A 24,517-nucleotide genomic window follows, 5' to 3' on the forward strand; every position below is an offset into this window, starting at 1 on the left:
CGAAAATTCTGGACTTGCTGAGCGGCTGCGACAACAGTCGCTCATCGATTCCAAAAGGAGAACAGAAATGGCGGGGGAGACTTCCGTCGGACTGCAGCATGGAGCGGCAGACGAGACAAGAAAGCTGACCGTGCAGATCGTCGCCGCGCATGTGGCTCATAATAATGTTGCGACGAATGATCTGCCGGCGCTGATCGATCAGGTGTACAGCGCCCTCAACGGCCTCGGGAAGCCTGTCGAGCCGGTGAAGGAGCGGCCCCAGCCGGCGGTGCCGATCAAGAGGTCGGTCATGCCCGACTACATCGTCTGCCTTGAGGACGGCAGGAAGCTGAAGATGCTCAAGCGGCATCTGAAGACCGCGTATAACCTCACGCCGGACGAGTACCGCGAGCGCTGGGCCTTGCCAGCCGATTACCCGATGGTCGCGCCGAACTACGCCAATCAGCGCAGCGCCCTGGCCAAGACGATCGGGCTCGGAACGCGCCGTCCTGCCGTAGCGCCGGCTCCGGCGCCCCAGCCCGAGCCCGCTGCTCCGAAGGCTCGTCGCGGCGGCCGCAAGGCGGGTTGACGTCTGGATCCGGTGCTCGTCGGTGAGTATTCCGCGAGCACCGGTGCCTCGGCCGGTTCGTCCCCATTGCTGCCTTTTCGGAGACCGCCCAGGCTTCCCCGAAGCGGACGTCCCGGCCGCTGGGGTGAGTTCCCCGAAGCGGACGCTCGGGCAGGGGCCGGTCGGTCTCGCGGACATTCCCAGGCACGTCAACGTCCACCAAAACGGATATCCGCACGGGGCACGGCGACTCCTGAAACGGACCTTTTCCATGGGATCGGCCAACCGAGGCACTCCGCATGCCGTCGCCCTGGCGGTTTGAGCAGGGAACAAGATTGAAGAGGATGCGCTGTCGAGAGCGCCAAGGACATGATACAGCTTGCCAGTTCAATCTGCTCAGCGGTATCCAGTTTCCAATTTCAGCGGCCGCCAATGAGGGGGGTAGTTGACCGGCATGGCGACCATCGGCAGGGTTTCGGTTGAAAACTTCCTAAGCTTCTCAAAATTCGCAATCGAGCTTGGCCCTTTGAATGTCCTCGTGGGACCGAATGGTACAGGCAAAACAAATTTCCTGAAGATATTTCAGTTTCTAGGGGAGGTTGCCAGAAACGATTTGTCGCCGACTATCGAGGATTTTGGGGGGCTTGATGCAATAAAGTTTCGCGGGCCTGCTGCGCACAAAACGATAAAGATTCATCTCCAAGGGCTCATCACCCCCCATGCTAGCCTTGGCGCGCCAGACGAATATACATTAAATGTCTGGGAATTGCGCTTCCGAAGGCACGGAGAGCCAGACGAGCGTCGCCGGGCCATCGCCCGGCGCGAGGAAATTGTGCTGAAGAGAACGCGAGGGCGTGGGCGGCGTATCACGCTCAGCGGCGGCAAAATCGAAGTCACTGCTATCCGGCCGACGTCTCGCACGGCCAAGAGCCCTGAACGCCTCGCGGTGCGTCCGGAGTCGTCGGGACTGAGTACAATCAGGCGTCTTGGAGACGAATACGGCGCGACCCAGGTTGACGATCTTGCGCAGGTATTCGAAGGATTGCGACTTTTTGAGGTCGACGTCGAGAAGGCGAGGCTTCCAGGCCTTATGGAGAATGCGGAGAGGTTGGCTCCGAATGCCGCGAACTTAGCTTCGCATCTGCTTTGGTTGAGGGAAAAACACGAACATATTTTTGCTCAGATCTGCGAGGACGTGCAATTTGTCTTGCCGAGCTTTGAAGACTTTCTATTTGTCCCTGTGGGCGGGGCGCAGTCGGCAGTTAGAGTGGACATCAAGGAGGCCCGATTGCACGGTGCCACCCCTCTGGGAATGGCGTCGTTCGGCACGATAAGGGCAATTGCTCTATTTGCCATGCTCCATGATCCCGATCCGCCTAGGCTCACCTGTCTGGAGGAGGTTGATCATGGCTTGCATCCGCACGCGCTCGACCGATTGGTAGAGAGGCTTCGTGAGGCCTCCGAGCGGACCCAAATCATAGCCGCTACACATTCTCCAGCTTTAGTCAATCGACTCGAGCCAGAAGATCTTCGTATATTCGAGAGGGATCAAGATACAGGTGCAAGTCGGCTGGCCGAAATCTCTCTTTCGGATATTATTTCGATGCAACACGAGTCAGGATATCAATTAGGTGAGCTCTGGTTCTCTGGTTCCTTGGGAGGAGTGCTTGAGTAAGGTTTCGCAAAAGCTGATTTTAGTGTTCGGGGAAAGTGATAATGATAGGAGAGCAATTATTGAGCTCTGTTCGGCATTGAGATCGGATGCCGGCATTCACTTCAAGCCGATGCGTGATCCTCCGGTGCTCTTGAAAAAGAGTGAGCGGCCTGAAAAGCGAAGGAAAACTGCCGAAGCGATATCGACGCTGGTGAAAATAAATTCCAAGAAATCACCTGTCGCCTCCGTAGTCGCGCATCGAGATTGCGACAAAATCGAGCCTTCTCATGAAGAGCTGTCCGAGTCAATAGAGCGGGGACTGTACGACGCGGGTGTGCCAAATCCGGTTGCGGCCGCGCCGGCATACGAGATCGAAGCTTGGTGGCTACTTTTTCCCGAAGCTCTCGCTGCAACCTGTGCGAATTGGGAAAAGGTCGATATGAGGTCGCGGCAGGTCGGGTCGATCGAGAATGCAAAGGAATTTCTCTGCGAAGCGCTACGGCCGAAGGACAAAGCAAAGAGGATGAAGTGCAAGGAATATGTCGAATCAGACAGCATCAAGATTGCGCAGAATATAAGAAAGCTAAACCTTACATCAAAATTGGATCGCGGACGATCACGCTCCTTTGATCGATTTGTAGAGCGATTTAATTCAGTTTGTGATGCTCTAGAGTGAAGTCCGAGTTTCCATGCACCGTCATCGGACAGCCGTGGCGCACTATTACCATGTGGTTTCCTGGACCTGCTGCGACGGCCGGCTTCGGGCGCCGTCGTCGGGCTGGGCCGGCCGGAAAGCGTCGAGATTCTTCACTTTCGATCAATTTCCGGTGTCCGGGCGCCGGCTCATTGACCGCAAACGGCGCACGGGTGTCGTGCATCAGGTGACATGCCCTGGCAGTCCACCGATTTGCAACAGAATGACTGCTGACCCAGCCACCTCGGCGAGGCAAGCCCCGCCGAGGTAGGTCACTCGACCGTCACGGCCCTCAATGTGGAAGGCCGTCTGGGAGTCGCCTCATTGGAGCAAACTCCATCTTCCAACAATAGCTGATTTACGGGTGGTGACAAGGGTCTCTCACAGACGCAACGTTTGGGATGCGACGACTGCTCGGCGAACGTGAGTCTAGCTAAAGTGACAGCTCTCTTTGTAGGAGCCGATATGTCGAACCGTCAGTTGCCCAGATCTCCTTATTTGAACCAGCGCTTTGCAGCGGCAATCGATCAGTTTGGCGCTGACCTACGGGCTTCGGCCAATATCCACCATCCAGTCGGCAAAGGCTCGGAGCGCGAACACAGTCTTACAGACTTCTTTCGAAGGCGCCTTCCTGAGCGTTTTGGCGTCGTGTCAGGCGAGGTGGTTGATCTCCACGGTGAGACGGGACCGCAGTTAGACATACTCATCTACGACAGATTCGCGGATTTTCCATTCAACAACGGAAATTACTCGATTGTCGCGGCAGAGGCCTTGTTGGCCAGTATCGAAATAAAATCAAGATTGACCTCCAATGAAATAAATAAATGTGTCGACGCTGCGCGGAGGCTACGACGGCTACGGCCGCATGGTCGAGAGTTGGGAGGGAAAAACGTTGCCCAGAGCAAAAACGGTGCAGGCTCTGCGCGCTACATGCACTGCATATTTGCCTTTGGAACAGATATTGGTGCGAAGCGATGGCCGACGAATGAGGCTGCTCGCTTTAACCGCATTGCGGGTGAGGCGCATATGATTGACGGAGCCTACGTACTAGGGCGGGGTTTGATTAATTTCAACTGCAAGAGGGCTCGCATGGAAGACGAAAAAGCGGGAGCAATTAGTAGTTTTTACTTTACTATCCTCAATTTTGTCCTGCGGGAAGCGGATCGACGTAAGCCGACACCCTATGGCCGTTACGTCACTCATGCTCCGCAAAGCTGGACTGATATCTGAGCGCGTTGGCATTATTGGATGTGTCCGGCCTGGAAGGCTGAAAGAAGTCGGAGCCGGCCGTCCCGATTGATATCCACTTCCACGTGCGTACCGTCATGTCCGCTTCGGAACGCCGACCGTAGTGGCCGGTTTGGGTCGCCTCTCGCCAATCCGAGCTGGTCAGAAGCGGCTGGATCCGGCCGAGTCGCCCCGCGTCCGCTCTCGGTCGCCGGCGCCGAGGCCGCATTTGTTTAGGAGACCGGAAAGTCCGGTCTTCCATGTTGATTGGTAGATTCGGGTCGCGTCCGGTCAGGTCCACTCTCCGGTGCCGGCCGCAGTGGCCGGTTTGGAGCACAGCCTCGGGCTTGGGCTGATCGAGGCGGGCCCGGATCCCGCGGGGCCAAGCGATGTCCGGAATCGGCGGGGGGGGAGCTCATGGCGCGAGGCGGTCGGTCGGAACGGGGAGCTAGGATGGCCCATGCTCCTCAACTCGAGAGTAGCCCTCCTGCGGCTCTATTCGGGGACGGCCGGGCGGACAGCATTAGGTTCGTAGAACCATATGAATTCGGCCTCGCCGCGGCCTTTCGGAGTATCGACCGCGATCCTCGATCGGGCCGGCAATCCAGTGGCATCGGAGATCCAGAGTTGAACGTCCCTTAGGACCCTCGGCACCGGCATCAACCGCTTGTAAGCGTATAATGTTGCTGGTTTATCGCCGATCACACCGGACTGCACCCGCCTGCAATCAAAAATTGCTGGATTGCTGTCGATGACGAGTAGGGTTCGTTGTCGAGGGCCGAGTTGCCAGGGGCCGGTTTCTCGGCGTGAGTACTCCTGATCATCAAAAGCGAGCAGGTCCGACGTGTAGGATTGGCCTGCACCGTCGTTGATCACAGTACCCCGTTGCTGAATGCGCGGCGCGGCATTGGCCTTGGCAATTGCATCTGAAACGGGACCGCAACTATCGGTTTCGGCGTTGGCCGTTCCGATGGCCATGAACGCCGCTGCAATCAATCCGACGGGGTGGAACGGGGTTCTCATCGCCGTGTATCTGCTGTGCCTTTAATAATCTAGTTGTACATGAGGACGCAGCGGAGCACAGGGTCGATCGACGTCCTAGAGGCTCCTTCGACCCAAGCTCCTAATTTATCCTCCGCGGCTTGGAGCGTCGGCCGGTACTTGTGATGTCCGCTCTGGAGGGACCACAACAATGTCCGGAGTTGTTTAGGGCTTCGGATGCCGGCCCTGGCGCGGGAGGTTGTGCCGGGAGCGGGGCCGGCGTCCGAAGGCCTTCAGGGGAGGAAGCCGCGGTCAGCCCGAGCGGTGCCGGCCAGTTGAGGCGGGATTATGGGGATTGCGTCTCGCGCCGTGTCCCGAGCGGTGGGCGTGCGGGCGATGAGGGGGGCGGCCAGCGCCGGCCGGGGTGCGCCCGGAGCGGTCGCGGCGCGGGTTGAGCCGGGTGCGGAGCCGAGAGACCGACGGGTTCATAGGCTGTCGGTGGCGTGAGGCGCAGCCGGGCCGGAGCCGTGGCCGAAGGGCGACGGCGGCGCGGTCTCGGGCGTGTCGGTGTGGCGGCGCTCATGAGGTGTCGAACCAGAGAGGGAGGCCGGCGGCGGTGCGCGGCGTGTGCCCCCGGCCGAAGATCTCGATGATGCGCATGCGTCCGCCGCAGCAGGGGCAGGCCGGCAGGGTCGTGGTCTCCGGCTCGGCCTCGGCCGGTTCGGGCTCGGGGGCGGCTGTGCTGGCCTGTTCGGCGATCAGGGCCCGGAGGTGGTCGAGGTCGATGGCGTGGGAGCCTTTCGCCAGCAGGCCGTAGTGGCGGATGCGGTGGAAGCCCGGGGGCAGGACGTGCAGCAGGAAGCGGCGCAGGAACTCGTCGGGGGTGAGGCTCATGGTCTTGAGCTTGACCGCACCGGTGGCGGGATCGGCGCCGCGGTAGTCCTTCCAGCGGAAGCGGACGGCATGCTCGTCCATGGCGACGAGGCGGCTGTTTGCGATGGCGGTGCGGTGGGTGGCCGGTCCAGTGGCCGAGCTCGTGGAAGCAGGTGCGGTACCAGTTGATCGGCGCGAAGAACGAAGACCGTGGTGGCACCTGCACGAAATCCAGGGCCGGCACATAGAGGGCGCGGTCGCCGCCAACGCGGATGTCGGCGCCGGTCGCCTCGATCAGGGCGTCGGCCTCGGGCACGATGGCGTCGTCCGGCACCATCGGCACGGCGCCGCCGACCCGATCGGGCAGGCCGTCGCACTGGGCGGCGTTGAAGATGACAAAGCGCTTGAGGAAGGGCACGCCTGCGGGCTCGTGGTCCTCCCGGTCTGCGCGCTCTCGCTCGGCTCGCGGCACGAAGCGGTCGGCATAGACGACCGTGGTGCCGCGCTCGCCCTTGCGGACATGACCGCCCAGATCCAGCGCCTGCCGGTAGGTCAGCCAGTCTTGGCTGGGGAAGCCGCAAGCCACGGCGGCATCCCACAGGATGAGGATGTTGATGCCGGAATAGCGGCGTCCCGAGACGGCGTTGCGGGGCAGGCCGAGCGGGCAGGGGCTCTGGCCCCAGGGCCGGACCCAGGGTACCCGGCCCTGCTCCAGTTCACTCACGATGCGGCCGGTGACTTCGGCATAGAGGGACGGCCGGTCGGGTTCCGAGCGGCGTTCGACAGCAGGCATCGGGCCTCTCCCTTGGCTCTTCCAACCCGCCCGTCCCCGGACAGCGGGGTGGGCGGCGAAGAGCGGCCGGGAGGCCCGCCCACAAGGGCGGGGCGCACCTGCCGGGGCCCCATCGCGCCCGCGCGATGGGGTGGCCATGGCCGGAACGCAGTGGAGGACCCGAAGCGAAGCGGAGGGTTGCGGCCGGCCCGGGCGGGCCTACAAGGGCGCGACGGCCACCCCGCGGCCGGGGACGCATCTACTGGGTCCAATCCGGCTACGTTGGTGACGGATTGGACCGATCAGATGAGTGACACTTCGGACCGGTCACCTGGGGGACGGTCCGGCACCATGGCCATGGAGGGATGGCCATGGCGTGGAAGGAACCCAACCCCGTGAACGAACGCGTGCGGTTCATCTCGGCGTTGTTGAGCCACGAGGAGAGCGTGAGCGCGCTGGCGATGTGGTTCGGCGTGTCGCACAAGACCGCGTACACATGGATCGGCCGCTATGCAGCCGAGAGACAAGCCGGCTTGGCGGAGCGGACGAGCGCGCGCTGACCCGGGCGGCACAGACCTCGCCGAAGATCGTCGCGGCGATCGTGAAACTGCGGCGCAAGCATCCGGCATGGGGGGCGAGCATCCCGACTTCGAGACGGTGTGGCCGATCCTGGCCAAGGCGTTCTCCTGGCCAAGGCGTTCAAGGAGTACTGGCTGCCGCGGGCGATCCGCTCGGACAACGGTCCGCCGTTCGGAGCGACGGCGCGGCCGGGCTGTCCAGGCTCGCCGCCAACTTCGTGCGGATGGGGATCTCGCCACGTCGGAAGCATCAGATCTCGTTCAATTTCTCGTCTCGGTTCGGGAGCGACATTGGCGCCACATCCATATCGAAATCAGACGCCGCTCCCGACAATCGCGCACGCTCGAGCTTGAAGGTGCTGAACAAGAAGTCTGTCATCACTCGGATGCGGTTCACTCCTGCAACATCACCGTGCACGAGCAGTTGCAGCTCCTCGGTCAATTCAGGGATGGGTGGCGTCAGGCGGACTAGACCAGGCTGGGCGTCGCCGAGGAAGCACGGAAGGATCGTTGCTCCCATTCCCATCAACGCTGCCCGCATCCGCAAGTCGACGCTGCTTGCACGCATGACGACTGGCCTGCGATCCGCGAAGGCGTCCAGCCATTGGCTCTGGCGAAAGCCCTGAGACGCGAGATCGAACCCGACAAAAGCAAGTTGGTCTGGAGGCAAGGCGGCAGTTTGCGGAGAGGCGTACAACGCAAATGCCATCACGCCCAACGACCGGGTCACTAGGTCTCCCCGTGGCGCCGATCGCCGGATTCGCACCGCAATGTCAGCCTCTCGCTTGGCCAGGCTGTAAAGCGAGCCATCGTGGATCAGCTCGACGCTGATCGCCCGTCCCACCAGATTGGCCTCTCGGACACGGTCGAGGATGAAGCGGCAGACCGACCACACGCCAGTGACGCGAACTAAGCCTCCGTCATCTTCGGTCAGCCGATCGGTTGCTCTCTCAAGGGCACTGACCTTGGCCTCGACCTCGATCGCAAGCGGCTTAAGCTTCTTTCCGGCAGCGGTCAGACGCCAACCATCCGGTCGTCGGTCAAACAGCATCACTCCCAGGGTCTCCTCAAGCGCTGTCAGTCGGCGTCCGACAGTCGGCTGGCTGACCTTGATCTCGGCGGCCGCCTCGGTCAGCGACCGTGATCGCTCGACAGCCAGAAACACCTTCAGATTGTCCCAGTCCACGAAGCGGCCTCCAGGCTGCGTGTCTAACCGTTATTCATTTTTGTTGATCGTGCATGACGGAGGATTGAACCAATCTCCGGCCTGGGCAAGAGCACATTGTGAGGTTCCAGATTGCGGACGAGCCCGCGACACGTCATCCAAAGCTATCTCGCCGCATATGCTGGTCTGCCGACCGGGTTCTGGATCTTGACCGCGGCCGTGCTCGTGAACGCGGCAGGTGGCATGGTCGTCCGGTTTCTTGCCCTGTATCTGAGCGGGCGTCTGCAGTTGTCGGCCGATCAGGTCGGTTGGACCATCATGTGGTATGGTGTCGGGGTCGCAGCCGGAGGTTGGCTGGGATCGCGATTGAGCGACCGCTGGCCCCCATTGGGGATACTGCTCGCCAGCTTGGTCTTGAATGGATCATCGTTCATTGCTCTTGGAGTGCTTGACAGCCTGCCGGCTATCACTGCGCTGTTGCTGCTTGCTGGAATCGCCCAGGGATCGTTTCGCCCGAGCTACAATTTGGGACTTCGGGCAATTGCTTCCAACGATGTGGCTGTCCGCGGGTATAGCCTCTATCTCGTCGCATCAAATCTCGGAGGTTCTATCGGGTCCGCCCTTGGCGGCTTTCTCGCCTTATGGAGCTTTTCCGCAATCTTCTGGGTTAACGGCACCGCGTGCATTCTCGCCGCCGGCGTTGTGTATGTTGCCATCACGATCGTCGGCGCCACCAGCCGCCGCGATGCGCCACCGCTCGCCAAACCCGATGCCGTTCCCCTGCCCGAAGTCGCCCCGTGGCAACACCCGGCATTCCCACTTTTCATCGTTGGCTTGTGCCTCGTCGCGTTGACCAACACCCAAGCTACGTCGACATACCCGTTATTCCTCGAGCAGGTCTACGCCATAGGGCCGGCGGGACTGGGACTCATCTTTTCTCTAGGCAGCTTGATTATTGTATTATTCCAGGTTCCCTTGTCGACTTGGAGCGCTCCTTTCGATCCATTCCACCGTGCCGCATGGGGCGGGATGTTGCTTTGTCTCGGATATGCGCTTCTTCCGGTGTTTCCAGCCGGCGGCTTTGCTGCCGCGATGCTGCTCGCGTCGCTCAGTGAACTGGGCCTCATGCTTTTCTTTCCCGCATCGATGGACATCCTCTACAGATGCGCCGGACACTCGAATGCCGGGCGCTATATGGCCTGGTATCAAATGACGTTTGCCGCCACCACCGCGTTCGGGCCGGCGGCGGGAGGATGGGTCTACACCTATCTAGGCGGGGCGGCGCTCTGGGGCGCCTGCGGGGTCGCGGGTTTCTTGACCGGAGCAGCACTCATCGCCAGCAGATGGTTCGACCGGACATCAACACCATCGGATTCCAGTTCGGACAATGACAACTTGGCTCTGGGGCGCCGCGGTCGGGACGGAAACGCCCTTGAGCGCGACCGTACTTCGCTAGTTCCGCCTCAGGTCACGGAGCGCGCCGGCAAAGCTCGCGAAACCCTTTGCAAACTCGACTAGCCTCTCTTGGATCTCGTGCGACACTGCTCCGGCATCGTCAATGTCCGCTCTCGTGATGTGCACGGGCTTCGGATAGCAGCAGGCCTGCTGGTCGAAGATCATGCTGATCATCAGATCGCTGATCGCAAGGTGGCTGCGGTGCGTTCCGCATCCGACGACGAAGCCGACTGGCTTCCACAACATGGCCGTCGACAGGATCTCGGAAATCGACTTCGCTGGAGCGCACGCCGTATAGCAATGGATCGGGACCAGGAAGATGACACCATCCGCTGCTGAGACGCGTCGGTGGAGATCCTGATATTCGGCAGGATAGGCAGTAACCGTGGTCGTTGTCACCCAGATCGGCGGCAGGTCCCGAACGTCGGTGACCATGACCTCGTGATTTCCTAAGGAGGCGAATGCTGCGCGGAGGTCGGGAATGGAGGCTCGACTTACTGAGTTCTGTCGGGCCGAGCAGGAAAGTATCTCAATGATCATCGCCGTACCCAGTCAGTCTTGGTTCAGCATAGCAGCACGGGCGCGCAATGCCCGCAAGGAACTCAAGGAGACAGTCCTTACCCAATTGGATTTTGGCCAGCAGGGGCAGCGGTTCGCCATTATTGAAAGCTATATCAGAACACGAGCGTAAGATGTCGTCGTCAGTACCAGCGCTATCGACAAACGCGTGCACGATGTCGAGCAGGCCACAGCGGCCGAAGGACATTAATAAATGCGACGACGATTCGATCAACACTGATTCGATCGGCCTGCCGGCTCGCAGTGTGGTATCGTGATGGGCGAGCGCTGCGGCTATCGCGGCCCCGCTGTCCCGGCAATCCGGGAGGACGACGACCAGCTGATCGTCTGCAATCAGGGACGGCTCCAGCCCCTCAATCGACGTTCTCTTCACAAGGAATACGAAGGGCGCCTCGGTCGGGCGTGCGGCCTGGCGGTCGGTCTTGCGTTTGATGCGGGCCTTGAGAAGCTGTGCATCAGGATCGAAGACCAGGACGATCGGGGGGCGGCCGGACGATCCGACCCGGATGCCTTGGGCTATCTCGGCCCCGGCAGACAGCGCCGTCTGCGAATCCACGAGGACGGCGTCGTATTTCCTGCGAAGCCAATTGGCGTAGGCTCGAGCTTGCTGGCCGATCGCCCGCCGCGGCGGGTCCCCAGAGGCGCCCGCCGGACTCTCGGATGATAGCGCCCATAGGCCGGCAAACACCGTGCGGCCGAGAAGATGTCTTAGCAGGAACGGCGAGTGCCAGGCGGCTATTTCCGGCGCAAGAACACCCGTCGTGACCTCGACGCCGGCCGCCCGGAGCCTCGCTATTCCCGCTCCGTTCACGAGACGGTTCGGATCCCTGACACCCACGACGCACCGCTGTAGGCCCAGGGTGGCAAGCAGGTCCGCACAGGGCGGCTGCCGGCCCTTGTGGGCGCAGGGCTCAAGGGTGACATAGGCCGCGCAGCCGGCAAGCCGCGTAATGGAATCAGACCTCTCAATCGCGACCCGCTCAGCATGGCGCGCGCCCCAACACTCAGTCGCCCCCTCGGCAACACGTGTGCCATTTTGAACGAAGACGCAGCCGACAACCGGGTTTGGGTTGGAGATGCCATTGTTCCCCATCGCAACTTTCAGGGCCTCGGCCATCCAACGCTCGTCATCACCGGATAGGTCCTGGAGTATGCTTGCCGGACCGGACAGCTCGAGCGAACTCACTGCCGAGAGGATGCCTCCGCTTGCGAAACCAGCCCGCAGCAGGGATAACTGAGGCGACATCGAGACCTGCGCCCGATCGACTCCCGCTCGCGAATGACCTCCCATCATCCGATGCCGACGCTGTAGAGCTTTCCGTCATAGGAACTGGCAAGAAACCCAGGCATTTCCCCATTTGCGGCAAGGCTAGAGATACCGCTTGCCGTTGGCCTTACGAAGTCTGTCCAACGGCGTTTCTTCAGATCGAACAGCGCGATCGTGCCGCCATAACTCCCAGTTGCAATGGTTTGACCGTCGGGCGAGGCGGCAATGCACTTGATGGAATTGGCGTGAGGCGTCTCGTGAACTTCGGTGGTGTCTCCCAGCCACAAGCGCAGCTTCAGATCGCGGCCAACGCTCGCGAACCCGCCTTCGATGCACGTGCATCCATTCGCGATCCGGGAATGTGCTGCCGGAACGTGTCGATCAAGGCTGAAGTCGTCGATGTGATGGAACGCAGCGGCCGCGGTCGCACACACGGAGAAGATGCGCCGACCGTCCGCGGCGAGGCCCTTGACGGCATTGTCGTGGAGCTTGATCTCGGACATGAGAACTGCACTGTCGCCCCGGAGCGCCAGCACCAGCCCCTCTCCCGTATAGGTTCCAATGATCGCGTGGAGCTCGCCGTTCCTGACGAAGGTTGCGCCGCAGTTCAACGGAGACCTGTGTTGATGGATCAATCGTCCAGATTTTGCTTCAAACAGCTGGCCCATCTGACCGCCGGTCAGGAGTGCCGGGCCGAAGGGCAGGAGGAAATTGCAAAGGCTGCCGAGGCACGACGACGGCACACCGTCCTGCAGCAGTACTCCAGAATCGCCGATTGCGTATGTCGAACCGCCGGAGACAGCAACCGTGTTCAAGCTGATATCAGGCTCGATGCCATCGGTCAGCCAGGCATCGTCGGCATGATTCCAGGTCGCGTAGCGGGATCCGAAGGTGCCGAAGACAAGCTTCTCCCGGCCTAGGAAGGCGCAGCTGCGCGGCCAGACAATGCTGGGGAGCGCGGTCCTATTGCGACGTCTGAGGCCTTCCGCGGGATCGAAGCTCCAGACGACCACCGAGCGGTCATAGCTCAGGCTGACCAGGAGGCGTTCGGCGTCACTCCAGACGATCCGCTTGATGCCGGCGTCATGGGCGGAAATGGCCGATGTCCGGCCGGCTTGGATGATCGAGATACGTCCCTCGTCGTCGCCTGCGAAAACGACGCCGTTCGCCGTGACGGCGATCGTGTCGGTCTCCACACCGGCGACGCCGATCGTGCCGATTTGTCTGCCCGTTTCTGCGCTCCACCGTCTAACGGTGCCGTCGTCGCTGCTGGAGACCAACGTTCGCCCGTCGGCCGCCCAGCTCACCGAAATCACATCGGCGGTGTGCCCCGTGAGGACATGCAGGCATCGCCCGTCAAGATCGAAGATCCGTATCGTGTGATCCCGTGAGCAGGTGGCGATTCGGTCCGACTGTGGCGCGAAGACCGCCATCTCGACATCGTCGTCATGACCAGCGAGACTTCCGCGCAAGCGCAGGCTTGGGACGTCCCAGAGCCTGGCGGTATAGTCGCTGCTCGCGCTTACGAGGAGACGCCCGTCGGGGCTGAACGAACACTGGTTGGCGAGGTGGTCGTGGCATGCCCGCTGCAGTGCGCGTCCAGACCGAGCATCCCAGAGTATAACGAGATTATCGTAGCCGGCAGTCGCGACGAAGGTCTCCGCCCAAGTAGAGATTCCACTAATAGGGCCAGTGTGCTTCATGGTTCTCTCTCCCGTGCCTGAAGGCGAGCGTGAAATCCAGGCCATCATGCGACATTTGCTTTGGCCTGGTCGTGTCGCCGAAGGTCGATTGCGTGATTTTTCTTTTGAGCCTTCGCCTCAAGGTAACGACGATTGTGCCGCGTCAGGTACACGCCAGTTGGCAGGACCTCCGCGACCTCGATTCCTCCGGCGAGGAGATCGGCGGCCTTGCTGGGGTTGTTGGTGATCAGCCGACAGCGCCGCACTCCCAGAGCACGAAGCATTTCAGCCGCACACTCGAAGCTACGAGCGTCCTCCGGATGCCGGAGCTGGCGATTGGCCTCGAAGGTGTCGAGGCCCTGTTCCTGGAGCAAGTAGGCGTCGAGCTTGGCGTAGAGGCCGATTCCGCGCCCCTCCTGCCTGAGATACAGTAGATACCCCCCATCCGCCGTAAGTCTGCCCAGGGCCTCGGTGAGCTGCTGGCCGCAGTCGCACCGCTGTGAGCCGAAGACGTCACCCGTGATGCACTCGGAGTGGAGCCTGACGACGGGACAGACGGGATCTGGAGAACCCAGCCCGATAGCGAAGTGTTCGTGAGCTTGGTCGAATCCAGTGAAGGAGTAAAACGTCCCGCAGGTCTCTCCATCCAGAATCGGGATGACGACCTGGGCGCGGACTGTCACAGTTCTCACCATGGCTCTATCCTCGTGCATTGTCGAAGGATGGCCCTGCGCCGAGTTCTGACGCTTCGCAGCCACTGTTCGCTAGAGACTGTCGGAGCGGGCCCGTTGGCTCAGAGTCACCGCGTGTCCTCCGCGAGCCTGAAACCCATCACGTAAATGGCGCGTGGGAACCGTCCATGGCGCCTTCGGGTCCGCGCCAGATCACGAAACCTGGTGAAACTCCCACCCCGCGCCACGCGGTGACGGCCGGCGACTCGCGTCAAATCGTCTTCTATCGCGAGGCCTCCAGGATAAGCCCGGTAGTCAGCGGCGACGTACTCCTCCACGTTTCCCGCCATGTCCAGAACACCGAACGGCGACGCTCCGTCAGGGAAGACACCGATCGGGGTGGTCGAGAGGAGACCGGCCTCAGCAGTGTTTGCGTGATCGGGCTCGAACCGATTGCCCCAGGGAAATTCGAGGCCGGAGGGACCTGCCGCGGCGAACTCCCACTCGGCTTCCGTCGGCAACCGGAACCGTCGTGCGGTCCTTGCCGAGAGCCATTTGGTGTAAGCCTCCGCGTCCGAAGCATCGATCGTATGCACAGGGTGATTGGTTTGCTCGACCGGAAAACGGCCAAAGGACCAACTCGTCGGCAGGGAAGGATGACCCGTGTCTTCCAGGAAGGCGCGATACTCTCCATTCGTGACAGGGTAGCGCCCGATGCGGTAAGGGCGCTGCCGCACCAGATGACGGGGGACTTCCTTCAGGATCCAGGCCCTCTCGATGCCCAATCCGCCGTATCGCTCGAGGACATAGTCGACCTCCGACTGCTCCAGGCCGATTGCGACCTCACCTCCTGGGATGTCGACCATCTCAGGATCATCGACCTGAATCCGTGGATCACCGATGATGGCGAGGATCTGACCTGCAGCGATACGCTCCTCGAGGAACACGGAAGGGGACTGCACGATCGCGACTAGGTCCGCGGCGGTTCGTTGCGACAGCCTCCTGAACGCGTCACCGGACCGCTTCCACCGTCCGCTCTGAAAGTAGGTATCGGGATAACCCATCATCGACCGGTCTGACATGTCGGCCGTGAGCCGCGGGCCGAGATCCGGCCAATGCGCGTGTCGGGCGCCTCTGAGCTGCGACACCTCGGTTCCGTCGATCGACCGACGGCGGAGCAGGTATTGCCCCTGCCGAGGTACAATCTGGCGGTCGACGCATTGGAGGCCGCAAGCGTCGAACATGCCCTCCAGCTCTCGACTTGTGAGCCTGGTGAATCCGAAGATCTCCAGCACTTGGCCCACCTTGAATTCGACTCTCCGACTCTGCAGTTCGGTGGTGGAGTCGCGATTAAATCGGAACGTATAGAGGTAGCGAACGCCCTCGCCGCAGGCCGGAGCCCGCGTCGTGACTTCGAGCCGCCCGGCATCCAAACCGATGGCTGCCTTTCTCAACGGCGCCGTCAGCTCGTCGACGAAAGCGGTGTCGTCCAACCGCCCTTGCATATGCTGGATCATGCTATCGTCCGGGCCCGGCTGACGGATCGGAAAATCGATCCAGAGCAGATCGTCCGGCTCGAGCCTGGCGGCGAGAGTGGACAGAGCAACCTGCGGCTCGAAGTTGTTGAGTGTTCCTCCGAGCAGGCTGAACAGGAACGGCGCTCGGCCGAAGTCTCGTAGTCGCGCGTAGGTGGACGCGGCGAACATGTCAGCCTTGATGATGTCGGCAGATAGCCCGGACGCGAACGCCGCGGCTCGTGCCCTTGCGATCATAGCGTCCGACAGTTCGACGCCGATGAGGTGGACCCTGTCGGGCGAATCGAGCTGCGGGACGATTGCGCTCTCCCGGGCGAGATTGCCACAGCCGAGGACGACGAGAGTCAGGCTGTCGAGGTTGTCCGACGACTTTCCAAGAAAGGTGCCGTAGTCTCTGACGCTCAGCCATTCCCCCTCGGCGATGCCAGGGGTCGTCGGTCCATAGCGCCTGGCATAATAGGCGTCAGCGTTTCGCTCGCCCTCGTATTGGAACAACGGGTGCAGCGTTCCGCTCTCGAGGCAGAACGCCAGATCCGGCGGCATCACGCCGAGGGCTGCATCGGTCATGTCGGCGACCCGCTCTTCACCCGGCCTTCTGGGCCACAATGATTGTCTTGCTCGAATTGATGCGCCGAAGATCCGAGATAGGATGCTGTTTGACGAGGTCCTCGGTCTCGGAGTCCGACTCCAAGTAGGCCTCCCGGAACTTCATCCACATCCTCATCGAGAAGAGCGCGGAGCTGGCGGGATCGAGACCATCATCGGAAAGCCGGAATTTGGTGATGACGAGCCATCCGCCTGGCCGCAGGGCGGCCATCGCCGATGCAACAATCTGTCCCTTCTCCTCTGCGTCGAACATCTCGAGGAGTTCGTGCATCATAACGAGATCATAGCCGCGCACCGTGGAGTACGTCCTGGCGTCCCCGACCTCCAGGACCAAGCGCCCAGCTTCGATGAGATGCTCGTGGCGCTCTCGACAGGCCTCAAAGCCGCCTTCGAGATCGAGGATCGTGACGTTCGCATTCTGGTTCAGCGCCAAGATCCGGCCTGCGTAGTAACCTTCCCCGCCCCCCATGTCGAGAATACGAGTTGCGCTAGTGACCTGCGGCTCGATCTCCTGCAGGACCCGTTCGGCGTGTAAGCGATTCAGCATTTCTATGCCAGAATAAAGGCGTAGTCTGCTATCAAACAGCTCGCGACTATAGTGAATAGGCGATGAATCGGTCCCACGCATGATTCCCGACATCCGGAACCAAACCTCTACTTCCGTCTTGTACAGCATAATATTCGGAACTACGGATTGTGGCCCGGGTTCGAAGAGTGCTCGGAAGCTCGCCTTCAAGCGGTACTGGCCATCTTCCAAGCTTAGGAGGCCAATAGCGGTGAGCGCTTTGAGAAAAATGTCCGCGGCCCTGATGGAGACACCGACCGATTCAGAAACGGCCGCTGCACTCGCCGATCGTTCGGTCAGCAATTGGAGGAGGCCGAGTTCAGTGGCGGCTAAGAGGAGCGCCGTGCGTCTGAATCCCGTGATATGGCCGATTAGCTCGCGCCATGCTTCGCCAAGGATTTCGTCTCTGCACTGCTGATTTGTTGGGCTCGCATCGGAACCGGGACGGGGCGTCACGAGATTCACCTCGGTGTTCCTCCTTGTGCTGCACTAACAACAATTAGCTTTGTATTGCCACGCAAGCTCGTTCGGCCTTGCTTCGGCCGAAGTGCATAGTATATTATGGGCTTGATGTCTTATTTTGCCAGACAAATGCGCGAATTGATTCCTCATTGAAGGGCGCGTCGGACGATTCGTCTTCTCAATATTTTTGAATTACGGGTATTCAGCGTTTTCGGTTTCAATACGAGCCGACTGCGTCTGATCTTGATCGGCGTAGACGGATTTCGATCCTACGCCGGCTTACCGGAGACACCGCTCTGTTGAGCGGCACTCGATCAATCCTGAAGCCGCTTAATAGGGCATATGGGCAGGCAATAAGGGGATCCGACGTGCCTCAAGTTTCCATACTTGTCCTCTTTCACAGCAGACGAGGCCACGTCGCCCGAATTGGAGCGGCGATAGCCTCGGGGGCGGGCGAGTTCCCGTCGGTGAGTGTCGAATTGCGGCGGCTGCCTGATCCGGAGGCGACCGGTCTCGGCGGCCCAGAGGTCCAGATCTTCGATCCGGATAAGGATGTCGACTCGCTGAAAGCCTACGACGCGATCGTGTTGGGTGCGCCAACCTGCTTCGGCAACATCTCGCCGCCAATGATGGAGTTCCTTGCTCGAACCAACACGCTGTGGAAGCAGCGGGCGCTCGTCGGAAAGGTGGGCGGCGCGTTCACGTCCTCGGCATCCCAGCACGGCGGTCAGGAAGTCACGCTGCGCGCGCTGCACACGAGTTTTCTTCATCATGGGATGACGGTCGTGGGAGTGCCCTACTTGGCTCGCGGCCTCGGAACGATGACCGAGCTCAGCGGTGGCACGCCCTACGGCGCGAGCACTGTCTGCGGGCCGGATGGCGCCCGAGCGCCGTCGGTGACCGAAGTCGAGATCGCAAGATTCCAGGGGCTACACACTGCGGCGACAACGGCCGCCATGGTGCGGGGCCGGGCAGCTCTGGGTCAGGACATGGCGGCGGAGTAACCAGAATCCGCGGTTCTCCGAGCACTCGAGTTCTATTCATTTTGTCAGTCATGAAGTGGAATAGGAGTAGGCCGACATGGGCGCCAATAATATCAACGCATTCTGCGTCGATCCTACCGAACAATTCGTGTTCGCCGGTACGAAGCTCGGAGAGCTTCAGGTTATCGCGATTGACAAATTCGAAGTGATCGAGCGGAAGCAGGCGCATTTCGGATCGATCGAGGCGGTTGCTCGGCACGCATCGCTCCCATATTTCGCGACGCTCGGTAACGACAGGCTGGTCACAGTCTGGCGATTTTCCACAGAAGGCGCCGTCGAACTGCTGCACTCGATCAATGTGCGCGACACCGTCCCGGACAGCGACAAGGAGTTGATCTTACCATTCCCATCGACATCACAGGCACTGGCCTTTCACGAGAATGGCCGCCGCATTGCTGGCCACAGCGGCAATGCGGGCCTGTTCGAGATCGACTTTGACGACACAGGCTGGCGAGTGGTCCGCTGCACGAGACCATTCGCCGAGGACGACCTCATAACGGTGCGATATCTGCCGAACAGCGATCGAATGCTCGCAGCTTCGGTGAGAGGGGAGGTCGCGCTCGTCGAGGAGGGCGCGGTGCTCAAGCGCTGGGATTTCGGCAGTCACAACAACCGCCAGGTGATCCATTGGTTCGAGCCGGTGGGCGCGCCCGGCCAATACCTCGTCGCTAGTGACGGACAGCAAGTGATCCGGTTTGATGTCGAAGACCGCGAGCCGGCAGTGCTGGGGCCATTGATTGCCCGCGACCATCTGGAACACGTCACCCTTAATCGAACCTCCGGACGGGCGTTCATCAGCAGCTTCGATCGGCGGGTTCAGGAGATCGACAAGACCACATGTGAGAGCCTAGCCGTGATCTGGAACGCTCCTTTCAAGCTCCGGTGGATCAAGACGCTTGAGCGCTCTCCAAGCACCATGATCGTGAACTGTCGCGACGGCGCCCTCTATAAGATCGATGTCGATCAGAAACGGGTGCTGGCGCGGATCAAGGAGACGCCCGACTGTCTTTGGACAGGGGTGATCAATCAAGACTCGATTCTGATTTACGGCGAGGGCCGACAGGTCAACCGCTATCGGGCTACCGCTGTCGACCGGTCTCGCCGTCGTACTCTCTTTTCCGCAGAGTCCGTGCCGTTTGACGCCGAACCAACGGGCTACGTCAAGCGAGCGTTCAGAGATGCGTCGACCGGAATGATCGCTTTGGGGCTTACCAGCGGCGAAGTCCTTCTCGACCGCGGCAATGGACCTGCTCTCTTGTGCAATATTGGGGAAGCAGTGCGCGATCTGACCTTCGACCATGGGTCTGAACGCCTGTTCGTTGCGTGTGAAGATGGCACCGTTCGGTCCGTGTCGATCAGTGATGGCCAGAGCGAAACGCTGCTTCAAGCCGATCGACCGATTTGGTGCCTTGCCTTGCACCCCACCCGCAATCTCCTCGCCGTCGGGCAACGTATCCTCTCTGCCGAGCTCCTGAACCTGGACGACGGGACCCGCCGTGAATTTGCGCAAGGAATGCGGTTCAACAAGCGGATGCGCTGGTTTGACGACGACACGCTCTTCTTCGGAAGTGGCGGCAATATTTGGCGGTATAAGCTCTCGGACGACGCTCACTCGCCTTTCGTGGTCAGGCTCGGCAACACCGTTGAGGATTTTGACTGGGACGAGAACAAGAATTTTCTTGCCGTCGTCAGCTATACAAGACAAGTTTTCCTTTGCGATCCAAAAACGGGCTCGGTCCTGGATAAGACCGGAAACGGGATCGACTACTCGAAAGGCGTCTTGTTCCTAAATAACGGCACAGACCTCGCGCGCTATCCCGGAGACTTCATTGTGTTCGGCCGTGATGGATATCCCGATCATTTTCGGGTCCACGATGATCGTATCGTCTGTCATGGCCCCCTTGCCACCAGTGGACCCGTGGCGCAGCAAGGGAGGTCACAATGATCAACGGCGACCTCTGAGTCCAATGGACCCGGCGCTTCGGCGCCGGGTCCTGACCCAAAATCCTGTGATGGAGCAAGATCAGCATGATGACCGTCGGCGATCAGCCTCGCGCGCGCGACGAGGCGTGGCGTGCGCTAACGAAGATGGCCACCATCTATCGGCAGTCGCACTTGCTATACGCCGCGCTGGAGCTTCAAGTCTTTTCTCGTCTATCGGAAGACGGCGCTAAAGCGGAGCAGCTTGCAGCGGAAATCGGCCTCGATCTCCTCCCCGCAACCTTACTGCTGAACGGACTGGTCGGAGTCGGGTTGCTTAAAAAGATCGAAGGGCGATTCTACGCTGAGCCGTCGATTCAGGAGCTCCTCGGCGCTGGGGAGCATTCCGTGGTCGACCAACTGCTGCAGCACAAAGCGCAGAATCCCGCTTGGCTCGGGATGGCCGACATTCTTCGAGGCAATGCCGAGCGACCGCATGAGAGTTACGAGTCCATTCTGTTCGCGAGCGACCACATGGACGGTTACCTCAAGATGGTCAGATCGGTGAACGCGCCGGATATGGCGGGGTTTATCGACCTTGTGGTGGCGCATCTTCCACGCGCTGCCAACGTGCTGGACCTCGGCGGCGGTCACGGGGAACACGCTGTCCTATTGCTGGACCGGCTCCCTTCCGCTGAGGTCACCCTGCTCGACCTTCCAAAGGCTATTGAGGTGTGCGATCGGCTCCAGGCCAAGAATCCACATCGGGCTCGTCTCCATTTGCGCTCCGGGGACGCGCTCTTGCTGTCCTCACGCGACGAGTTCGACGGCATCATGACGAGTGACATGATGCATTCGTTCGACGCTGAAGGAAAACGCCGGATCATTGCCAATTGCATCAAGGCCTTGCGGCCTGGCGGCATACTCGCCATTTCCAAGTTCCGGCGTCTTCGGGACGCCGACGATACTGCAAGCACCTCAATGTTTGCGCTGAAAGTTTATCTCAACTCGCACGGTGGGTACCTGGAAAGCGATGAGGAGGTTCATGAAATGCTTGCAGAGGCCGATTTGGAAGGCATCGAGAGCCGGCGCATCGGATCGGACAAGACTGTCATCATTGCGCGGAAGCCGGCGCGGGCTTCCTGCGCGGCGTGAAGCTTGACGATCAGGTGGATGATGACGCCCCTCACCTACGACGAAATCATACGACCTCACGATCCTGAGGCGTTTCGAAGCACAATCTATGGAACGAGATTCGTTCCCATGTCCGGTCTGCGTGATCGCTTCCGGAATCTCGTGTCATGGGATGCTCTGAATTCTATCCTCGAGACGCATCTGCTCGAGCCGCCGCGATTCAGACTGGTTAAGGACGGTGTGGTGTCCGATCCCCGGACGACTCCCGACCACCTCCACGAGCGACGTGGCGAGCGCATGCCGTGGCTCGATCCTGCCGAACTCCAGCGGCAGCTGCGGGAGGGTGCCACCATTGCTGTCAATGGGATGGACGAGATGCATCCCCCGGTCCGCGCTCTGTGCGAGGATCTCACCCGAAACCTGAAATGTCACTTCCAGGCGAACCTCTTCGCGTCATTTGGATCCTCTGCAAGCTTCGGTGCGCACTGGGACGGACATGACGTCTTCATTGTGCAGGTCGCGGGCCGCAAACACTGGACCCTGTTCGGCCCCAACTCTTCGCACGGCGACCGCTGTCCTGAAGAGGTTGCATGGGATGGCCTCCTTGAGAGCGGCGATGTCCTATACATGCCCCGCGGGACATGGCACGACGTCCGCGCCGTTAACGAGCCCTCGCTTCACCTGACGATCGGCGGCATTAACAGGACAGGCGCGCACTTCATGGATTGGCTGATCCGGCAAGTCCGCGATGAACCGCTGTTTCGCCAGGATCTGCCACGATTCCAGTCTGTTGAGATGCGGAGGGCGCATGTAGAGGCGCTCGCCAGCACCGTGCTTGCCCGGGTTACCCTTGCTGGTCTCGATCAGTTTCTGCGCGACCAAGTGGCACGGATTCCGCAGCGGACATACCTATCAATGCCAGACCTCGCGCGGACCGATCGAGCCTCTCTGCCAGACAATTCGAAGATCCGATTGAGCGGTCCAGCCCTCCCTGATGTGATCGATGAGCACCCGAACGGTGTGGATGTGCAGCGCGCCGGCGCTCGGCGCAGATACCCATACTGGATGATCCCAGTCCTCAGGCTCCTGTGGGACGGTAAGGTCCATTCTGTTCGGAATTTGCTGAGCGCTGCCGTCGAAGCTCCATCGCTCGAACTCGCCCGAGAAGGCATTAGGATTCTACTCGACGATGGTATTGCGCATCTGATCCGATCTGGTACGTCGTTGGAGCCGACAGCGTCGCTAGTCGAGGGCTCCAGTGGAGACGCCAGAGCAAATTCGTTGAACGTGGAATTGGACGGGGGATGGAACGAACCCGCTGGTGGGGGATTTGGGAGACGGTGAAGGCGGAGTCTCTTGCCTGGGACGATGGTGGTTGAGAGCCGCCCCATCACCAGACAGGAGCCCCCGATGGCCCGAGTTGAAAGGCCCGAGTCCGCTTGGTCGAGCTGGCTTGCTGAGCGCGAGCTGTAGGTCGGCTGGACGACTGCGAGGCTTTCTTGGCCGTAGGCTCAGACGGCGATAGCCAGCCTGTAGGGGTATCGGTGGTATCCTGTCCCCGCAACCACCTTTGTTATAACTCGATCCACATCGAGGTCTGACACAAAGCCCCGCCCCATAAACAGGCTGTGTGGAAAGCCGGGCCGATTGTTTAGAATGGCCGCCTCGGGAACGGGGCGGCCATATTCATGGGATACATCGTCGGGGAGGATCGGGCGCAGGCGTCGTTTCTGCCGGCTCGGCTGGAGGATTATGTTGCGGCCGATGCGGCGGTTCGGGTGATCGACGCGTTCGCTGATGGATTGGACCTGTCGGTTCTGGGGTTCGGCCGGTCGGTGCCTGCGGCGACGGGGCGGCCCGGCTACGATCCGCGTGATCTCCTGAGGCTCTATGTCTGGGGCTATTTCAACGAGGTGCGTTCGTCGCGGCGGCTGGAGCGGGCCTGCTGTCGCGACGTCGAGGCGATGTGGCTGATGCGTCGGCTTGCACCTGACTTCAAGACGATCGCCGATTTCCGGCGCGACAACGGAGCGGCGATCGTCGGTGCCTGCCGGGCGTTCGTGCTGCTGTGCCGGGACGCGGGGTTGTTCTCGGCGCGTCTGGTCGCGCTGGACGGCTCGAAGTTCCGTGCGGCGGCCAGTGCGAGAAAGGTCGTCGGCCGCGGGGAGATCGCGAAGGAAGCCGCCTGTCTCGACGCTCAGATCGCTGTCTATCTCGCTGGACTGGACAAGGCGGATGCAGCCGAGCCCGGCGATGCGCCGGAAGCTGTCGAGACCGCGCTTGCCGCCCTTCGCACCCGTCGCAGCGAACTGGATCGGCTGGCGGCGAGGCTCGACGACGAAGGTCGCGCGACCCTCGTGGACGGCGAGGAGGACGCCCGCCCGATGGGGCTGGGCCATGGTCCCAAGCCGCCGTCCTATAACGTGCAGACCGCCGTCGATACCGACACCGGCCTGATCGTTCATCACGACGTGACTGACGAACCGACCGATCGGCGCCAGTTGTACCCGATGGCCAGCGCCACGAAGCAGAACCTCGGCCTCGATGCGATGACAGTGGTGGCCGACAAGGGCTTCGACAACGGTGAGCATGCCAGCGCCTGCGAGCGGGACGGGATCGTCGCCTGTGTGCCGTCCCAACGGTCGGTCAACAACCAGGGCGACGGCATGCTGTTCGACCGCACCGCCTTCATCTACAAGCCCGAGACTGACACGCTCGTCTGCCCGGCGGGGCGCACGCTCGTCCGCAAGCAGCTTCACCGCAAGAAGCGCAACGTCACCTATATCTCGCCGGACTGTTCCGGCTGTACGCTGAAGGCGCGCTGCACCGCCGCCGAGCGACGCCTGGTCAAGCGCCATCTCGACGACGACGCCCTCAACCGCATGGCCGCTCGCGCCACGCCCGAGATGATGCGGGCCCGGCGCTGCGCCGTCGAGCATCCCTTCGGAACCATCAAGAGGATGATGGCCGGCGGGCGGTTCCTCACCCGGGGCCTCGACGGAACCCGGACCGAGATGGCCCTATCCGTCCTCGCCTACAACATCCTCCGCGCCATCCACATCGCCAAGCCAGCGGCCCTCTGAAACAAAAAGGAGGCCCCGGTGAAA

General features: G+C 61.1%; 19 protein-coding genes and 2 pseudogenes. 11 read left to right on the forward strand and 10 right to left on the reverse strand.

The window, feature by feature from the left end; translation table 11 throughout:
- Positions 1-67: 67 nt before the first annotated feature.
- From LG391_RS09110 to LG391_RS09125, 4 genes are all read left to right on the forward strand, one after another.
- Positions 68-568: a MucR family transcriptional regulator gene (locus LG391_RS09110; protein WP_225767696.1), complete on the forward strand. Its 501-nt coding sequence runs from the start codon at positions 68-70 to the stop codon at positions 566-568.
- A 433-nt stretch (positions 569-1,001) separates the two neighbouring features.
- The gene (locus tag LG391_RS09115; RefSeq protein ID WP_225769330.1) at positions 1,002-2,222 is read left to right on the forward strand and encodes an AAA family ATPase; all 1,221 of its coding nucleotides are present in this window, start codon (positions 1,002-1,004) and stop codon (positions 2,220-2,222) included.
- Complete coding sequence (locus LG391_RS09120) at positions 2,215-2,877, forward strand: hypothetical protein (protein WP_225767697.1); 663 nt, start codon at positions 2,215-2,217, stop codon at positions 2,875-2,877. Before LG391_RS09115 ends, LG391_RS09120 begins: the two co-directional genes overlap by 8 nt.
- 483 nt (positions 2,878-3,360) lie before the next feature.
- Positions 3,361-4,125: a DUF6602 domain-containing protein gene (locus LG391_RS09125; RefSeq protein WP_225767698.1), complete on the forward strand. Its 765-nt coding sequence runs from the start codon at positions 3,361-3,363 to the stop codon at positions 4,123-4,125.
- A 492-nt stretch (positions 4,126-4,617) separates the two neighbouring features.
- Here the strand turns inward: LG391_RS09125 and LG391_RS09130 are convergent, their stop codons facing one another.
- From LG391_RS09130 to LG391_RS09140, 3 genes and pseudogenes are all read right to left on the reverse strand, one after another.
- On the reverse strand, positions 4,618-5,145 hold the full coding sequence (locus tag LG391_RS09130) for a hypothetical protein (protein WP_225767699.1): 528 nt from the start codon (positions 5,143-5,145) through the stop codon (positions 4,618-4,620).
- Between the two features lie 537 nt (positions 5,146-5,682).
- A pseudogene (locus LG391_RS09135) lies at positions 5,683-6,117 on the reverse strand (transposase); the annotation flags it as partial.
- 34 nt (positions 6,118-6,151) lie between these two features.
- Positions 6,152-6,907: pseudogene (locus LG391_RS09140) on the reverse strand (ArdC family protein); the annotation flags it as partial.
- 212 nt (positions 6,908-7,119) lie between these two features.
- On the opposite strand from LG391_RS09140, the gene LG391_RS09145 reads away from it, so the two are divergent.
- Complete coding sequence (locus LG391_RS09145) at positions 7,120-7,308, forward strand: helix-turn-helix domain-containing protein (protein WP_225767700.1); 189 nt, start codon at positions 7,120-7,122, stop codon at positions 7,306-7,308.
- 268 nt (positions 7,309-7,576) lie between these two features.
- Here LG391_RS09145 and LG391_RS09150 read toward each other — a convergent pair whose 3' ends face one another.
- On the reverse strand, positions 7,577-8,512 hold the full coding sequence (locus LG391_RS09150; protein WP_225767701.1) for a LysR family transcriptional regulator: 936 nt from the start codon (positions 8,510-8,512) through the stop codon (positions 7,577-7,579).
- A gap of 186 nt (positions 8,513-8,698) precedes the next feature.
- Here LG391_RS09150 and LG391_RS09155 point away from each other — a divergent pair, with 186 nt between their 5' ends.
- The gene (locus tag LG391_RS09155; RefSeq protein WP_225767702.1) at positions 8,699-10,009 is read left to right on the forward strand and encodes an MFS transporter; all 1,311 of its coding nucleotides are present in this window, start codon (positions 8,699-8,701) and stop codon (positions 10,007-10,009) included.
- On the opposite strand, the gene LG391_RS09160 is transcribed toward LG391_RS09155, so the two are convergent.
- From LG391_RS09160 to LG391_RS09185, 6 genes are all read right to left on the reverse strand, one after another.
- Entirely contained in the window at positions 9,944-10,486 is a 543-nt protein-coding gene (locus LG391_RS09160) for an NADPH-dependent FMN reductase (protein ID WP_225767703.1), read from the reverse strand. The two genes, LG391_RS09155 and LG391_RS09160, sit on opposite strands and share 66 nt — an antisense overlap.
- Positions 10,476-11,819, reverse strand: a complete 1,344-nt coding sequence (locus LG391_RS09165) for a hypothetical protein (RefSeq protein ID WP_308013037.1) — start codon at positions 11,817-11,819, stop codon at positions 10,476-10,478. The genes LG391_RS09160 and LG391_RS09165 overlap by 11 nt, the downstream gene beginning before the upstream one ends.
- Complete coding sequence (locus tag LG391_RS09170) at positions 11,816-13,543, reverse strand: WD40 repeat domain-containing protein (protein WP_308013038.1); 1,728 nt, start codon at positions 13,541-13,543, stop codon at positions 11,816-11,818. The genes LG391_RS09165 and LG391_RS09170 overlap by 4 nt, the downstream gene beginning before the upstream one ends.
- Positions 13,540-14,169 (reverse strand): GTP cyclohydrolase II RibA, encoded by a 630-nt coding sequence (gene ribA / locus LG391_RS09175; RefSeq protein WP_225767706.1) that lies wholly within the window; start codon positions 14,167-14,169, stop codon positions 13,540-13,542. The genes LG391_RS09170 and ribA overlap by 4 nt, the downstream gene beginning before the upstream one ends.
- 104 nt (positions 14,170-14,273) lie before the next feature.
- Complete coding sequence (locus LG391_RS09180) at positions 14,274-16,247, reverse strand: SUMF1/EgtB/PvdO family nonheme iron enzyme (RefSeq protein WP_225767707.1); 1,974 nt, start codon at positions 16,245-16,247, stop codon at positions 14,274-14,276.
- A gap of 16 nt (positions 16,248-16,263) precedes the next feature.
- A complete protein-coding gene (locus LG391_RS09185) occupies positions 16,264-17,316 on the reverse strand; it encodes a class I SAM-dependent methyltransferase (protein WP_225767708.1) in 1,053 nt (350 codons plus the stop codon).
- A gap of 365 nt (positions 17,317-17,681) precedes the next feature.
- Here LG391_RS09185 and wrbA point away from each other — a divergent pair, with 365 nt between their 5' ends.
- The 5 genes from wrbA (at position 17,682) to LG391_RS09210 (ending at position 24,493) form a co-directional block, all read left to right on the forward strand.
- Positions 17,682-18,317, forward strand: a complete 636-nt coding sequence (gene wrbA, locus LG391_RS09190) for an NAD(P)H:quinone oxidoreductase (RefSeq protein ID WP_225767709.1) — start codon at positions 17,682-17,684, stop codon at positions 18,315-18,317.
- A 76-nt stretch (positions 18,318-18,393) separates the two neighbouring features.
- Entirely contained in the window at positions 18,394-20,301 is a 1,908-nt protein-coding gene (locus tag LG391_RS09195) for a hypothetical protein (RefSeq protein ID WP_225767710.1), read from the forward strand.
- Between the two features lie 83 nt (positions 20,302-20,384).
- Entirely contained in the window at positions 20,385-21,431 is a 1,047-nt protein-coding gene (locus LG391_RS09200) for a class I SAM-dependent methyltransferase (RefSeq protein WP_225767711.1), read from the forward strand.
- Between the two features lie 18 nt (positions 21,432-21,449).
- Positions 21,450-22,754 (forward strand): cupin domain-containing protein, encoded by a 1,305-nt coding sequence (locus LG391_RS09205; protein ID WP_225767712.1) that lies wholly within the window; start codon positions 21,450-21,452, stop codon positions 22,752-22,754.
- A gap of 344 nt (positions 22,755-23,098) precedes the next feature.
- Positions 23,099-24,493 carry an IS1182 family transposase gene (locus LG391_RS09210; RefSeq protein WP_225767713.1) on the forward strand — a complete coding sequence of 465 codons (1,395 nt, stop codon included), beginning with the start codon at positions 23,099-23,101 and terminating at the stop codon, positions 24,491-24,493.
- The last annotated feature ends 24 nt before the right edge of the window (positions 24,494-24,517 follow it).

It is taken from the genome of Inquilinus sp. Marseille-Q2685 (assembly GCF_916619195.1).
Taxonomy (GTDB): Bacteria; Pseudomonadota; Alphaproteobacteria; order DSM-16000; family Inquilinaceae; genus Inquilinus.